Raw genomic sequence first — 14601 nt, forward strand, 5'->3', positions numbered from 1 at the left:
TCCGATAGAAAGTTCTGAAAAGTGCGTCAGTCCGCCCCCCGGAATCTCCCGTTCATCATTGCCAGCCTGTTTTCAATGTGCCTGACAATGTTTATTACGCAATCGGAACTGCTTGCCCAACTGACAACAGAATCCCCCGTTATTCTCAACCGGGATCAACCACTTTACCTGGTAGAACGCAATTTCAGGCATGCCCTGACTCAGCCAATCTCTGCCTCCTGGTCAAACGTGGGAATTCGAACGGTTCTGGAAAGGATTGAGAAAACACAACAGATTTCCCTGATCCTCGACCGCCGCATCGATCCATCCACGACTCTCAAAATTGATCTTCAGAACCAGAGCCTGGAAGCAGGGTTGGATGAGATTGCCTCGGCGCTCCACGCCAGAGCCATCGTTGTCGGAAGTAACGTCTACCTGGGACCTGATCAGGCCATGGGGACATTCAAAACCCTGCTGGCACAAAAGCAGCAGGAATTGCTCGCTCTGTCAGACAATCAACCTGATATGAAAACGCGAGCAACTCAGCTTTCCAGAAATAAGTCGTTTTACTATCAGGACCTCGATACGCCGGTTCAATTACTCAATCAGATAGCAGACTCCTATCAGATTACCATCAGTAATCCAGAGCGAATTCCCCATGATTTGTGGTCACATGGCGCCCTGATGGCAGTGAATGCCAATGAAGCACTGCTCCTGGTGTTAAATCAACTGAATCTGACCTTCCTCTGGGAAAAGCAGGGAACCGCGATTCGGCTTTTGCCGGTTCCGGATCATGTGACTGTTCAAAAAACATACTCATCCCGAGGACGTTCACTGAATGAAACGATTGAACATCTCAAAGAATTGTTCCCTGCAGCGATGATCACCAGGGAAGGCAGGATGCTGCTGGTTGATGCTTCTGCTGACCTTCAGGAAAAAGTTGAAGCAGAACTGAATCCCTCAAAGCGCCCTGTTCGTAAGATGGGAACTCCTCAAATTGACGTACTTCCCATTCAACGCCGTAAGTTCACGCTTCGGGCTCAGAAAGTCCCGGTACTGGCCGTCATGCAGAAACTGGAGCAGTCCGGAATTGAATTTGAGTATCAGCCTCAGCAGTTAAAACAAGCTGGCGTCGATCTCACTCAGAGAATCGATATTTCGGTCCAGAACGCGGATGCGAATGAGTTTTTTGATGTCCTGTTCGGCCCTCTCAATCTGTCTTATCAAATTGAGGGGATCAAGGTGTCTTTGACACCCGATAATTAGAGACATTAACTTAAGAGCAGCCTTCCTCTAAGGACATTTGACATTCCCAACTTTCCCGGAACTTTCTCCATTGGCGCTAGGGTGATACTTTGAATTAACGCCTCAAATCGGGTAACATCCCGAATTAGTGAGTGAAAACAAGTCTTTGTGAGTCTTTTAACGAGATCACCCACACTGTACAGAGGCTATCTTCCGCCCGCTCAGGAAACGGAATTGTTAATCGCAACCCTTTTCAGATTAACACTTTACCACACAAGCCTTCTGAAATTCGCCTGAATAACTGTGGGAAGCGTTCGTAAACGCCTTAATTGATTTGTAAGGAATCGATCATTCTGACACTCGCGGAATTATCCTGAAATTCAACACGACACTGCCGGTCTGTTTCCGACCACAGCTATCAGAATGATCAATTCATGCGTGTTTAAAGTATCCGTCAGAGATACCCCAGTTCCGGTGAGGAAGGGGTATTTCAATGAATAGACTACAGCAGAGTGAGGAGAAAACGTGGCAAGTCCCAAGAATATGATCGTGGCCCAGTCTGGTGGACCTTCACCGGTCATCAACAACAGCCTGAGAGGTTTAGTCGAAACTGCGAGAGATCTTCCCGAAATCGGCACAATCTACGCTGGCTGGCATGGCATTGAAGGTGTGCTCAAAGAAGAACTGCTGAATCTGAGCAGCCAGTCTCCTGAAGAAATCGCTCTGCTGCGGGTCACACCTGCCGCCGGTTCTGTGGGAACCTGCCGTTACAAACTGAAAGATCACCAGAATGAAGACTTCGATCGGATCGTTGAAGTTTTCAAGGCACACAACATCGGCTATTTCTGCTACATCGGCGGAAATGACTCCATGGATACCGCTAATAAAGTCGCTCAGATGGCAACAGAGCGGGGCGTGGACGTGGTTGGCATCGGAGTTCCCAAAACCATCGATAACGATGTGGGAGATAGTGAATTCAAACTGATCGACCACACTCCCGGGTACGGTAGTACCGCCCGCTACTGGATGAGTATGGTCCAGATGGCCAATGAAGAAAACCGGGGGAGCTGTCCCGCCGACCCTGTGCTGGTACTCCAGGCCATGGGACGTAAAATCGGCTTCATCCCGGCTGCTGCCCGACTGGCAGACCCTCAGCGCAAGATCCCGATGCAGATTTATCTTGCAGAAAATCCGATCAGCATCGAACAGATCCATGCACAGGTCAACGACCAGCTGCGCAAGGACGGCCGTCTGATCGTAGTTGTCAGCGAAGGGCTCTCCCTGGGTGATATCGGGGAAACAAAAGACTCCTTCGGACACACCCAGTTCAGCTCCAGCCAGCTGACGGTAGCCCAGTTGCTGGTCAATGAATTAAATGAGCGGGGACTGGCTGTAAAAGGCGCCGCCCGGGCCAACGTTCCGGGAACTGACCAGCGTCATAACATCGCATACGCTTCTACCGTTGACCTAGATGAAGCATACGGTGCAGGTCAGAAAGCAGCCCTGCTGGCTGCCGCTGGAGAATCAGGTTACATGTCAACCATTCTCCGTGCTGAAGGCCCGGGGTACAATGTTCGTTACGACAAGGTACCACTGCCCGAAGTCGCGAACAGCGAACGTACTTTCCCCAAAAACTGGATTACAGCCGACGGGATGGACGTGACTGACGATTTCGTCAAATACTGTAAGCCTCTGGTCGGTAACGACTGGCCCAGCATCCCCATGATCAATGGGCGGATGAGACTGGCTCAACTGCAGCCGCTGTTCTCGGACCAGAAACTGCCTAAGTACGTTCCCCAGGCAGACAGATAAACCTCTACATACACAAGCTATTTAATACATACGGGAGACAATTGTGTCGGATAATCCTCTGGATACCAAGTTTGAGAAGAAGAGTGAGTTTCTGATCGGCATCGACTCAGACGGGTGTGCCTTCGATTCCATGGAAATTAAACACAAAGAGTGTTTCATTCCCAACTTTATCAACTATTTTGGCCTGCAACCCATTTCCAAGTATGCTCGTGAAGCGGCTGAGTTCACGAACCTCTACTCCAAATGGCGTGGGGCCAACCGTTTCATTTCCTACACTCTGGCTCTGGACCTGCTGGAAGAGCGCCCGGAAGTCATTTCCCGGAATGTCACGATTCCGCGTCTCCAGGGTGTGAGAGACTGGATCGAACGGGAAACCAAACTCGGTAATCCCACTCTGGCTGCCGAAGTTGAGAAAACCAAAGATGCTGATCTGGAACTGGCTCTGAAATGGTCACTTGCAGTCAATGAGATGATCGCCGACATGGTGCACGATGTGCCCCCTTATCCAAATGTTCGAGAAAGCCTCATCAAGCTGGATCCGGTCGCCGACATGATTGTCTGCTCTGCGACTCCCAACGAAGCACTCAATAAAGAGTGGGAAGAACACGACATCGCACAGTACGTTGATGCGATTTGCGGTCAGGAAGCAGGCAGCAAAAAAGAAACACTGGGTCAGGCAAAGAACTTTGGATACGAAGAAAACAAAGTCCTGATGATCGGCGATGCTCCCGGCGACATGAAAGCCGCGGAAGCTGTAGGAGCACTTTTCTACCCGATCAACCCTGGTGCAGAAGAAGCCAGCTGGGAACGTTTCATCGGCGAAGCCTGCGACAAATTCCTGAACGGTGAATTTGCAGGAGAATATCAGGCGAAACTGATTGCTGAATTCGACAGTTATCTGCCGGAACTCCCTCCCTGGAAGAAGTAAACCAGAGACGATCCTGAGCTCAGGAGTGACATAAGAGTCACAGTATCATTTAATCACAGAACATTAAAAGCGAAGAAGAAATTTCCATGTCAAAACACGATATCGGCCTGGTCGGCCTGGCAGTGATGGGACAAAACCTGGTCTTGAATATGGCCAATCACGGTTATTCCGTTGGTGTATTCAACCGTACCACAAGCACCACAGACGAATTCGTCAGCCAGAAAACAGATGAGCAGCAGATTACGGGTTACCACACCCTGCAAGAGCTGGTCGATAACCTGGCCACTCCTCGTAAAGTCATGCTGATGGTCAAAGCCGGCCCTGCTGTTGATGCCATTATTGACGACCTGAAAGGCATGCTCAGCCCTGGCGATATCATCATTGACGGTGGAAACACACACTTTGATGATACCAATCGACGGACCAAAGAAGTCGAAGATGCAGGACTCCTGTTTATTGGAACCGGTGTTTCCGGTGGTGAGGAAGGGGCGCTCAAAGGCCCCAGCATCATGCCCGGTGGTTCCCCCGACGGCTGGCCTCACGTCAAATCGATTCTGCAGGATATCTCTGCCAAGGTTGGTGAAAACAACGATATTCCCTGCTGTGAATGGGTAGGAGAAGCGGGTGCCGGCCACTACGTGAAAATGGTTCACAACGGTATCGAATATGGTGATATGCAGCTGATCTGCGAATCATACTACATTCTGAAGCATGCCCTGGGCCTCACAAATGAAGAGCTCTACAAAGTCTTTGATGAATGGAATCGTGGCGAACTTGAAAGTTACCTGATCGAAATCACCCGCGACATCTTCACCGTCCTGGATGGAGAAACCGGCGACTATCTCGTCGATAAGATTCTGGACACCGCCAAACAGAAGGGTACCGGTAAGTGGATGAGCCAGCACGCTCTTGATCTGGGCGTTCCCACCACACTGATTACCGAAGCTGTTTACGCCCGTTGCCTGTCAGCCCAGAAAGAAGCACGCGTCCGGGCTTCCAAAATTCTGAGTGGGCCCGAGAAAAAATTCGAAGGCGACCGGGATCAGTTCATCGAAGACGTTCGCCAGGCACTCTACGCATCCAAACTGTGTAGCTACGCCCAGGGCTACGTACAATTGAACTCCGCCGCAGAACACTTCGGCTGGAAACTCAACAACGGCGACATCGCTCTGCTCTGGCGTGGTGGTTGTATCATTCGTTCTACCTTCCTGCAGGACATTAAAGCCGCCTTCGACCAAAATCCGGAATTGGAAAACCTCCTGCTGGACGACTTCTTCCGCAACGCTGTCGAAAAAGCCCAGCCCAGCTGGCGTCGTGTTGTGGCCACTGCTGTCGAACTTGGCTTGCCAGTTCCCAGCTTCACAGCAGCTCTCAGCTACTATGACGGATATCGCCAGGCAAGACTGCCTGCCAACCTGCTGCAGGCTCAACGTGACTACTTCGGTGCTCACACCTATCAGCGGATTGATAAAGAAGGCACGTTTCACACCGATTGGATTCGTGAGCGTCGCCTCGATTCGTAAGCCCCTCTGCGGGTCTCTTCGAATCACCTGGCTGGTTCCACTGTAGCCAGAATATCCATTTGCCCGTTAATAAAGCCATAATAACACTTTATTAACGGGCATTTTCATGATGAGTGGTGAGGGAGTGAGACAATGCGTATCGTATTGCTGGGAACAGGCGGATACCATCCAAATGATCGTCGACATACCGCCTGTCTGATGCTGCCGGAGTCCGGGATCATCTTTGATGCAGGAACCAGTTTCTTTCGCGTTCCCCAGTACATGCAAACCCGCGACCTGCAGATCTTTCTGACTCACGCGCACCTGGACCATATTGTAGGACTCTCATTCTTTCTGGTTCCGATGCTGACCGGTCAGGTCGATTCTGTCAAAGTCTATGGCGAAGCGTCCAAGCTGGATGCCATTCAGAACCACCTGTTCAGCGAAGAAATTTTCCCGCTGCTTCCCGATTACGAATTCATCACCCTACCTGAACAGGTCTACGTTCCGGAGCAGGGCACTCTCCGCCACATCGACCTGGAACATCCCGGAGGATCAGTCGGCTATCGAATTGACTGGCCCGGCCATTCTCTGGCCTATGTCACTGACACATCTCATCCGAAGCAGCATCTTGAATTTGTCAAAGGTGTCGATCTGCTCATCCATGAATGTTATTTTCCAGACGAGCAGGCTGAATGGGCTGACAAAACCGGACACAGCCACACAACCCCTGTTGCAGAGTTGGCGCGAGATGCCGGCGTTGGAAAGCTGGTCCTGACACATATTGATCCTCAGCAGACAGGCGATGATCCGGTAGGAATTGAAGTTGCCCAGAAGATCTTTCCGAATACAATACTCGGTGAAGATCTGATGGAAATCGAGTTTTAAGCCACGTCTCACACATACATGTTTCAACCAGCCAACGAAGAAGCAGCTGAATTCCATGACGAAAGAAACATCCCCGCAATCATTTCTTTCTCAGGAGCTCCTCGAAATCTTACGGGATCCGACAGACGGCTCACCTCTGGTTCTGGATGAATCACAGTCTAACCTCAATTCGCCAACCTCGGAAAAATCGTATCCGGTTATAAATGGGATTCCTCGCTTTGTAGAGCAGGAGCATCTTTCCAGTTTCGGTCTGCAGTGGAACAAATATGAAGTCGCTCATGATGATGAAGACCGGGCGACATTTACAGCCAAAACCGGAATGGAACTCAGCGATTTAAAAGGTCTTCGCATCCTGGATGCAGGTTGCGGCGGAGGCCGTTACTGCAAAATCGCTGCCGAGGCAGGGGGAATTGTCTTTGGCGCAGACCACACAACTGCGGTCGAAAAAGCGAGTAAACTCTGCAGCCACCTCGATCAAGTACACCTGGTTCAGGCTGACCTGAAGCACCTCCCCTTTGAACCGGAGTCATTTGATTTCGTTTTTTCAATCGGCGTGATGCACCACGACAAAGATACCCGGGCCGTCTTCGACGAAGTAGCCCGGATGGTCAAGCCGGGTGGTAAGTATTCAGTCTGGCTCTATCGGAAAAACCAATGGTGGCAGGAAGGCATCAATTCCGGGCTGCGAAAAATCACTACGCGCATGTCCCCGGAAAAACTGGAGCCCTGGTGCCGCCTGGGAGCATGGCTGGGTGGGATTCCCGTGATCAATAAAACCTTGAATAAGGTCATCAATTTCAGTAACCACCCCAACTGGGAAAACCGGGTCTGCGATACCTTTGACTGGTTCGCGCCTGCTTACCAGTACCACCATACCGTAGACGAATTACAAAGCTGGTTTAAAGAAGCTGGTTTTGAACAGCTCAAAATACTCCCCCCGGAAAAAACAGGGAGTTTCTACCGCTGGTGCTATGATCACAATTTACTGATCGGCAGCGGCGTGAATGTCCAGGGAACGAAATCAGGAGAGAATCAGGCAGACAACAATCCGTCTTGATTTTTCCGATCAGTACAGACTACGTACCTTCCCTGACTGGAGTATTCAAACTCGATTCGCTTCAATTGCGACAGTCTGAAACAAACAGAATTGATCTCCCGTGCTCCCTGCAGAAAGGGTAGATCAGCCTTGACATTCTGTTTCAAAAAAGTGATAGAGGAGTGAACCTTTAGTTGCTATCAACATCATTTTATCCTGTTGCTCAGCTCAATGTATGCCGTTCTTTGAAGTTGCAGATACAGAGTCAGGCCCAGCAGGTAAAATCCAGATAATTCAATATTCCCCACCAGCTGCACTGGTTTGGAATTAAGCGCCACAGGGAGAGTCATGAATCCATCGAATCCTCCGACCGGGCAATCGAATGCTGAAATAGAAGAACTACGCAACAAGTATTACAACGCAACAGTCCAGGATTTGCGCATGCCTCACGCGCATCTCATGATCATGCGTGTGAAGCCTGATGCAGAGGTTCCCCGCTTCTCTGGGGGCCAATATACAACCCTGGGCCTCGGTTCCTGGGAACATCGAGTCGATGGCGGACCTCTCGCAGAATTACCGAAGCAGAAGCTGATCCGACGCGCATATTCGATTTCTTGCCCTATGCTTGACGTCCAGGGAGATCTCCTGGCCAATGACGAGATTGATTACCTGGAATTTTATATCACTCTGGTTCTGCGGCCCGACACTGATGATCCACCGCTGACTCCCCGCCTGTTCAATCTGAAAGAAGGCGATCGACTGCATCTTGGTAAAAAACCGGTCGGCACATACACACTTAAACCAGTCGAACCTGAAGATAACGTCATCTTTGCCGGAACCGGAACTGGCGAGGCCCCGCATAACTCCATGACGATTGAATTACTCAAACGTGGACATACCGGGCAAATCGTATCAATGACCTGTGTTCGCTATCGAGGTGACCTGGGTTACCTCGATCAGCAGAAACAACTACAGCAAAAGTATCCGAACTACCACTATGGATCATTCACGACTCGTGAACCGGAAAATATTGATTCAAATCATCCTCAATACGTAGGGAAACAGTATCTGCAGGATATGATCATACCGGAGAAATTTGAGGCGCAATTCGGTTGGTCGCCCGAACCTGAAAAAACACACGTTTTTCTCTGTGGCAACCCTTCCATGATTGGTCTACCCGAGAAAAACGATCAGGGCGAGTTGGTTTTCCCTGAATCCAAGGGAATGGTTGAACTGCTTTCCGAGCAGGGATACAAACTCTCAACTCCGAAGAGTCCGGGAAATATCCACTTCGAGAAATATTGGTAAGCAAATAATGGTGTCAATTACACCTGAGCGCATCGAAAACGGGGCCTGTCAATTCAGCCCCGTTTTTTATTTGGCGCATTGCACACCTGTTTCGAGAGAAAACAGGGGGGCGCTGATTCGCTGAAATTTTGAGTTGTGCTTTGTAAAAGCAAATTTTTGAGAGCAGCGAATATCTTCTATCTTGGTCCAGCCTGACGACTAGTCCTTGCGGTGTCTGATCTTAGCTCTTGCACGTCGTTTTTTACGACCAATTTTTCGACGTCCTTTACCGGTCTTCTTGGTTCCCATTCGAAGCAATGCCTTTCGTATCTACTTCTAAAACTTAGAAAATTGAGATATTCACTCTCTGAATGCCGCAATCCACTCTAATCGTTCCTGATTTGAAGTGATTTTTGATCAGCGGCTGAGTTGTAAGTCCAAGGTGGAAAATACGATTTTAACAGGCATCGATCAAATCTTCAACCACTCATGTAACAAGAAATCACCTGTGCCTTGAGAAATCTGTTGTAAACCTCGAAGATAGACCAGCAGATGACTGGCATTAAAAACTCTATTTAAACTTCAGGAACTACACATATGGATTACCGTAACTTAGGAAAAGCTGGTGTACGTGTCTCTCCCGTCTGTCTGGGCACGATGATGTTCGGTGGCCCCACCAGCGAGTCTGACTCGATCTCCATTATGCATAAAGCCATCGATCGGGGAATCAACTTCTTCGACACCGCAAACATGTACAGTACAGGTGGTTCAGAAACCGTAGTGGGTAAGGCATTGGTCGACCGCCGTGATAAAGTCGTCCTGGCCACCAAAGGACGGGCTCCCATGGGAGATGGGCCCAACGATGCGGGAGCCAGCCGAGTTCACTTGATGCGGGAACTCGATCGCAGCCTGCAGCGGATGCAGACCGATTATGTTGATATCTATTATGTGCACACCCCCGACTATCAGACTCCGATCGAAGAAACTCTCCGTACTCTGGATGACATGGTCCGCTCTGGTAAGGTCCGCTATATCGCCTGCTCGAACTTCCGTGCCTGGCGTTTAGCCGAGGCCCTCTGGACAAGCGATGTGCGTAATCTCTATTCCTTCAGTTGTGTCCAGCCCCTTTACAACATCATGAACCGAGACATCGAAGTGGAACTGCTGCCGCTCTGTCAGGAGAAGGGGATCGGTGTTGTCAGTTACAGTCCGCTGGCACGTGGCATCCTGACAGGTAAGTATCAGGCCGGCAAACCATTCCCGGAAGGTAGTCGCGCCTCTCGCAATGATAAGCGGATGAACGAGGCGGAACTGCGCGATGTCAGCATCGAACTTTCGCAGGAAATCTCAGCCTATTGCGACAAAAAAGGCGTTTCGATGACGAATTTCGCGCTCGCCTGGTGTCTGGCGAATCCCATTCTGACATCGATCATCATTGGTCCGCGTACTATGGAACAGTACGACGATAACATGGGATGTCTCGATGTCGAGATCACGGCTGAGGATGAGGAATTCATCAACTCACTGGTTCCCCCGGGAGAACACAGCGGAAAAGGTTTCCAGGATCCGCAGTATCCGGTAACGGGCCGCGGCAAATAATCGATTCAGGGAAGTCCCCCGAACTGACGGACTGCTTCGTACATGACGGTATTCGCTGTACTGGCAAGATTGAGACTGCGGACCTCTTCATACATCGGCAGTTTCAGATTACATTCGGGGGACGCGTCCCTGACGCTGGGAGGCAGACCATTGCTTTCGCTTCCGAACAGGAAAACTTGCCCTGGCTCAAATTCAGCATCCCAGAGCAGTCGGGTCGCGAACTTGGTCAGCTTCCACCATGTCCTGTCTGAGAGTCGTTCCTGCACTTCCTGCAGGCTGTCAACGGCTTCCCAGTTCAGGTGTTGCCAGTAATCCATCCCGGCTCGCCTCAAATGTTTTGCGTCCAGCTTGAATCCCAGGGGACGGACGAGCCAGAGTTTCGCCCCCACAGCCACGCAGGTGCGACCGATATTTCCTGTATTTTGCGGGATATCCGGCTGATAGAGGACGACATGCATCAGGGGTTCAGAGGAGGATGACATTCAGGTGCCCGAACTGGTAAAAAACTGACAAAACAGTTACAAATACGAATTTACAGCACTCGCAAGCCAGCACTGAGTATGTAATACTTAACGCATTCCCGTTATTATACTTCTGCTTATTGCAGATACGCGTCAGCGTAATGAATCATTATTTGAAATGGTACTGACAGTAGTTCCTGCTGCTGATCTTTTTTCAAATTCCCACAAACCGAATTCAGACCAGAAAACACAATAAGATCTTCCGATGTTTCAAAAAGTTACCGATGCCAGCTTCATCAAAGGTGAACACGAAATCCTCAAATTCTGGGAAGAGAACCAGACGTTTGCCCAGCTCCGCCGGAAGAATCAGGGAAAACCCAAGTGGAGTTTTCTAGACGGTCCGATGACCGCCAACAACCCGATGGGCGTGCACCATGCCTGGGGAAGAACCTACAAAGACGCCTATCAACGCTATTACGCGATGACGGGCCACGAACTCCGCTACCAGAACGGCTTTGACTGCCAGGGGCTGTGGGTCGAAGTGGAGGTCGAAAAAGAGCTGGGATATGGTACCAAGCAGGAAATCGTCTCTCACGGGATCGATAAATTCGTTAACGAATGTAAAAAGCGGGTACTGAAGTTCGCCGCTCGGCAGACCGAGCAGTCTGTACGACTGGGCTTCTGGATGGACTGGGACAATCCGGATCAGTTACGCGATTTGGCACAGTCCGTCGGTGAAGAGACTGAAGTCACCATCACAACACCCAGCGGAAAGCAGGTGACTGACCGGGCAGACATGCTGGTCTCACGTCTGGGGAATCCGGAATGGGGCGGCAGCTATTTCACCTTCTCGACAGAAAACAATGAAACGATCTGGACCTTCCTCAAGAAGTGCTATGAACGGGGGAAGGTTTATCGAGGACATGACGTGATGCCCTGGTCGGGACGCGGGGGCAGTGCCTACAGCCAGATGGAAGTAGCCGATGGCCGTAAGCTTTCCGTCCACAAATCCATCTTCGTCCGCTTCCCGCTCAAAGACCGGGAAAACGAATACCTGCTGATCTGGACCACCACTCCCTGGACTTTGACCAGTAACGTCGCTGCCGCGATCAACCCCGACCTGGAATACGTCAAACTCAAGGCGAAAAAAGACGATGCGATTTACTACTTCGCCAAGGACAACCTCGAGTACCAGCGACTGAGTCGTGAATACAAAGAGGGCTTTGGACGTCCCGAGTGGTCCTGGCCCAAGGATGTTCCCAAACTGAAAACCCTGGCTCAGATCTTCAAAGAGCAGGGGGGATATGAGATCGTTGACACCATCAAGGGTGCTGAGATGGTAGGCTGGGAATACACTGGTCCTTTCGATAATCTGCCTGCACAGCAGACTCCAGGCGGATATCCCAGTGACGACAACCTCCTGGACCAGAGTGGTATTTCCTGCCACAAGGTTGTCGACGGTGGACGCGATTTCAAAGGGAACCCGCATGTGGTCGCCGGTGAGGGAACCGGGATCGTACATACGGCCCCCGGCTGTGGTGATGTCGACCACCAGCTTGGCAAACAACTCGGGCTGGTCGCGATTGCACCGCTGGGCGAGGATGGTCGGTTCGAGGAGGGCTTTGGTGAATTCACTGGAATGGAAGCCATCGATCCCGCGACCCCGGAACTGGTCTTCGAAAAGCTGAAAGAAAAAGAACTGCTGGTCTCAGTCGAACAATATCCCCACATCTATCCTCATTGCTGGCGGACAGGTGATGAACTGATTTTCCGCCTGGTCGATGAATGGTTCATCAATATGGACTGGCGCGAAGAGATCAAAGATATCACCCGCCAAATCGACTGGGTCCCTTCCAGTATCGACGGGGAGCAGCACGAACTCGAATGGCTGACCAACATGCGAGACTGGATGGTCTCCAAAAAGCGTTTCTGGGGTCTGGCGCTGCCGATCTGGGTGGACGAGGAAACCGGTGATTTCGAAGTCATTGGATCCCTTGATGAACTCAAGGAACGTGCTGTAGAAGGCTGGGAAGCACTCGAGGGACACACGCCACATCGTCCCTGGATCGATCAGGTGAAACTGAAAAACCCCAAGACCGGCAACCTGATGACCCGTATTCCGGATGTAGGAAATCCCTGGCTGGATGCAGGCATCGTGCCATTCTCTACAATGCATTACAACACGAACCAGGAAGAATGGGAGAAATGGTATCCGGCTGATCTGGTCACCGAATGTTTCCCTGGTCAGTTCCGTAACTGGTTCTATGCCCTGTTGTCGATGGCCACCATGATGGATGGGACTCCTCCATTCAAAACACTGCTGGGATATCGTCTGGTGTTGAATGAGGAAGGCAAACCTATGCACAAATCAGATGGGACCGCCATCTGGTTTGAAGAAGCAGCCGAGCAGTTGGGCGTCGACACAATGCGCTGGATGTATCTTGCACATAATCCCGCCAGCGATCTGCGTTTTGGCATGCGGAACCCGGACGAGCAGGTCACGCTGGAGACTCCAGAAGGCCCGATCTCAGAGACTCGCGAAGGAGCACCGACCTGTCTGGTTGAGAGTAAACCCGCCGACGAAATCCGCCGCCAGGTTTTGATTCCTCTCTGGAACTCCTACGCATTCTTTGTGAACTACGCACGGCTGGATGAATTTGATCCTTCACAGGCTGCCGTTCCTGTTGCAGATCGTCCTGAAATTGACCGCTGGATTCTGTCCAATCTCCAGGCTCTGCTGGTCTCTGCCAAGACCGAGATCGAAGCCTACAATTATGCTGGCTTCCTCAAGAATGCGACAACGTTTATTGACGATCTCTCCAACTGGTATATCCGTCGGAACCGTCGTCGGTTCTGGCGTTCACAGGATGCTAATGACACAGACAAACTGGCTGCCTACCAGACTCTTTATGAAGTTCTGGTCACGCTTTCGCAGGCACTGGCTCCGGTCATCCCGTTCCTGACCGAACGCATTTACCAGAACCTGGTAACCAGCTGGGATAAGAGTGCCCCCACCAGCGTGCACCTTTGTGATTTCCCCACCTGTGACACTACACTGCTGGATGAGAAACTCAATTTCCGCTCAGCTCAGGCTCAGATTATGGTCAAGCTGGGACACAAGCTGCGGGATGAATCGAATCAGCGAGTCCGTCAGCCGCTGGCCGAATTGCGCTATGCCTGTCAAACCCCAGAACAGGCTGAAGCGATTGAAAGCCTCGCCAGTACTGTGGAAGAGGAACTGAATATTAAGCAGGTTACCCGTTGTGAAAACCTGGATGAACTGGTCAGCTACACTTATAAACCGAACCTGAAAACACTGGGTCCCAAATACGGAAAACTGCTCGGGGTGTTGCGTAAGGAACTTCCCGAACTGGGCGATGAGGTTCTGGGACCTCTGAGACGCGGTGAATCGGTTTCACTGGAACTGGCGGACAACCAGATCGATCTGGAACCAGACGATGTTCTGGTGGGAACAGAACAGGCTGCTGACTGGGCTAGTGCCGATGAGCAGGGGATTCAGATTGCGATCTCGACAAAACTCACACCGGAACTGGAGCAGGAAGGGATGGCCCGTGACTTCGTTCGCCAGATTCAACAGCTTCGCAAAGAGGCCGATCTGGAAATCGAAGATCGGATCATTGTCACATATGATTCGCAGGGGGCAGCAGAGATCGAACAGGCTGTTTCCAACTGGACTGATTACATCCTGGGAGAAACCCTTGGAGATCAGATGGATCAGTCACAGAGCCTGACGGATGGCAAAGAAGTCACCATCGGAAATGCGAAGGCCCTGATTACAATTCAGAAAGTATAAGTCAGCAAAATAAAAGGAGTGTCAACGAGAAACCCATTTCACGTTGACAC

Annotated in this window: 10 protein-coding genes; 9 read left to right on the top strand and 1 reads right to left on the bottom strand. The window is 50.8% G+C overall.

The window, feature by feature from the left end; all coding sequences use genetic code 11:
* Positions 1 to 87 precede the first annotated feature (87 nt).
* From RID21_RS02335 to RID21_RS02370, 8 genes are all read left to right on the top strand, one after another.
* The gene (locus RID21_RS02335) at positions 88 to 1245 is read left to right on the top strand and encodes a hypothetical protein (RefSeq protein ID WP_350187000.1); all 1158 of its coding nucleotides are present in this window, start codon (positions 88 to 90) and stop codon (positions 1243 to 1245) included.
* Positions 1246 to 1749: 504 nt separating this feature from the next.
* A complete protein-coding gene (locus RID21_RS02340; protein WP_228030483.1) occupies positions 1750 to 3036 on the top strand; it encodes a diphosphate--fructose-6-phosphate 1-phosphotransferase in 1287 nt (428 codons plus the stop codon).
* A gap of 43 nt (positions 3037 to 3079) precedes the next feature.
* Positions 3080 to 3964 carry an HAD family hydrolase gene (locus tag RID21_RS02345; protein WP_145183607.1) on the top strand — a complete coding sequence of 295 codons (885 nt, stop codon included), beginning with the start codon at positions 3080 to 3082 and terminating at the stop codon, positions 3962 to 3964.
* Between the two features lie 86 nt (positions 3965 to 4050).
* A complete protein-coding gene (gene gnd, locus RID21_RS02350) occupies positions 4051 to 5487 on the top strand; it encodes a decarboxylating NADP(+)-dependent phosphogluconate dehydrogenase (protein WP_350187001.1) in 1437 nt (478 codons plus the stop codon).
* Between the two features lie 132 nt (positions 5488 to 5619).
* Positions 5620 to 6354 (top strand): MBL fold metallo-hydrolase, encoded by a 735-nt coding sequence (locus RID21_RS02355; RefSeq protein ID WP_350187002.1) that lies wholly within the window; start codon positions 5620 to 5622, stop codon positions 6352 to 6354.
* Between the two features lie 55 nt (positions 6355 to 6409).
* Positions 6410 to 7411, top strand: coding sequence for a methyltransferase domain-containing protein (locus RID21_RS02360; RefSeq protein WP_350187003.1), 1002 nt, complete (start codon positions 6410 to 6412; stop codon positions 7409 to 7411).
* A 327-nt stretch (positions 7412 to 7738) separates the two neighbouring features.
* Complete coding sequence (locus tag RID21_RS02365; protein ID WP_350187004.1) at positions 7739 to 8698, top strand: ferredoxin--NADP reductase; 960 nt, start codon at positions 7739 to 7741, stop codon at positions 8696 to 8698.
* A gap of 576 nt (positions 8699 to 9274) precedes the next feature.
* Positions 9275 to 10276, top strand: coding sequence for an aldo/keto reductase (locus RID21_RS02370; RefSeq protein ID WP_350187005.1), 1002 nt, complete (start codon positions 9275 to 9277; stop codon positions 10274 to 10276).
* Positions 10277 to 10281: 5 nt separating this feature from the next.
* On the opposite strand, the gene RID21_RS02375 is transcribed toward RID21_RS02370, so the two are convergent.
* Positions 10282 to 10758 (bottom strand): tRNA (cytidine(34)-2'-O)-methyltransferase, encoded by a 477-nt coding sequence (locus RID21_RS02375; RefSeq protein ID WP_350187006.1) that lies wholly within the window; start codon positions 10756 to 10758, stop codon positions 10282 to 10284.
* A 244-nt stretch (positions 10759 to 11002) separates the two neighbouring features.
* Between RID21_RS02375 and RID21_RS02380 the strand changes: the two genes are divergently transcribed.
* Positions 11003 to 14551 (top strand): isoleucine--tRNA ligase, encoded by a 3549-nt coding sequence (locus tag RID21_RS02380; protein ID WP_350187007.1) that lies wholly within the window; start codon positions 11003 to 11005, stop codon positions 14549 to 14551.
* Positions 14552 to 14601: the final 50 nt, after the last annotated feature.

It is taken from the genome of Gimesia sp. (assembly GCF_040219335.1).
Classification (GTDB): Bacteria; Planctomycetota; Planctomycetia; order Planctomycetales; family Planctomycetaceae; genus Gimesia.

What these genes read in the sequence shown, in the direction of transcription:
- RID21_RS02375 (WP_350187006.1), bottom strand. Translation starts at nt 10,758, where the DNA reads ATGTCATCCTCCTCTGAACCCCTGATGCATGTCGTCCTCTATCAGCCG.
- RID21_RS02380 (WP_350187007.1), top strand. Translation starts at nt 11,003, where the DNA reads ATGTTTCAAAAAGTTACCGATGCCAGCTTCATCAAAGGTGAACACGAA.
- RID21_RS02335 (WP_350187000.1), top strand. Translation starts at nt 88, where the DNA reads ATGTTTATTACGCAATCGGAACTGCTTGCCCAACTGACAACAGAATCC.
- RID21_RS02370 (WP_350187005.1), top strand. Translation starts at nt 9,275, where the DNA reads ATGGATTACCGTAACTTAGGAAAAGCTGGTGTACGTGTCTCTCCCGTC.
- RID21_RS02365 (WP_350187004.1), top strand. Translation starts at nt 7,739, where the DNA reads ATGAATCCATCGAATCCTCCGACCGGGCAATCGAATGCTGAAATAGAA.
- RID21_RS02360 (WP_350187003.1), top strand. Translation starts at nt 6,410, where the DNA reads ATGACGAAAGAAACATCCCCGCAATCATTTCTTTCTCAGGAGCTCCTC.
- RID21_RS02355 (WP_350187002.1), top strand. Translation starts at nt 5,620, where the DNA reads ATGCGTATCGTATTGCTGGGAACAGGCGGATACCATCCAAATGATCGT.
- gnd (WP_350187001.1), top strand. Translation starts at nt 4,051, where the DNA reads ATGTCAAAACACGATATCGGCCTGGTCGGCCTGGCAGTGATGGGACAA.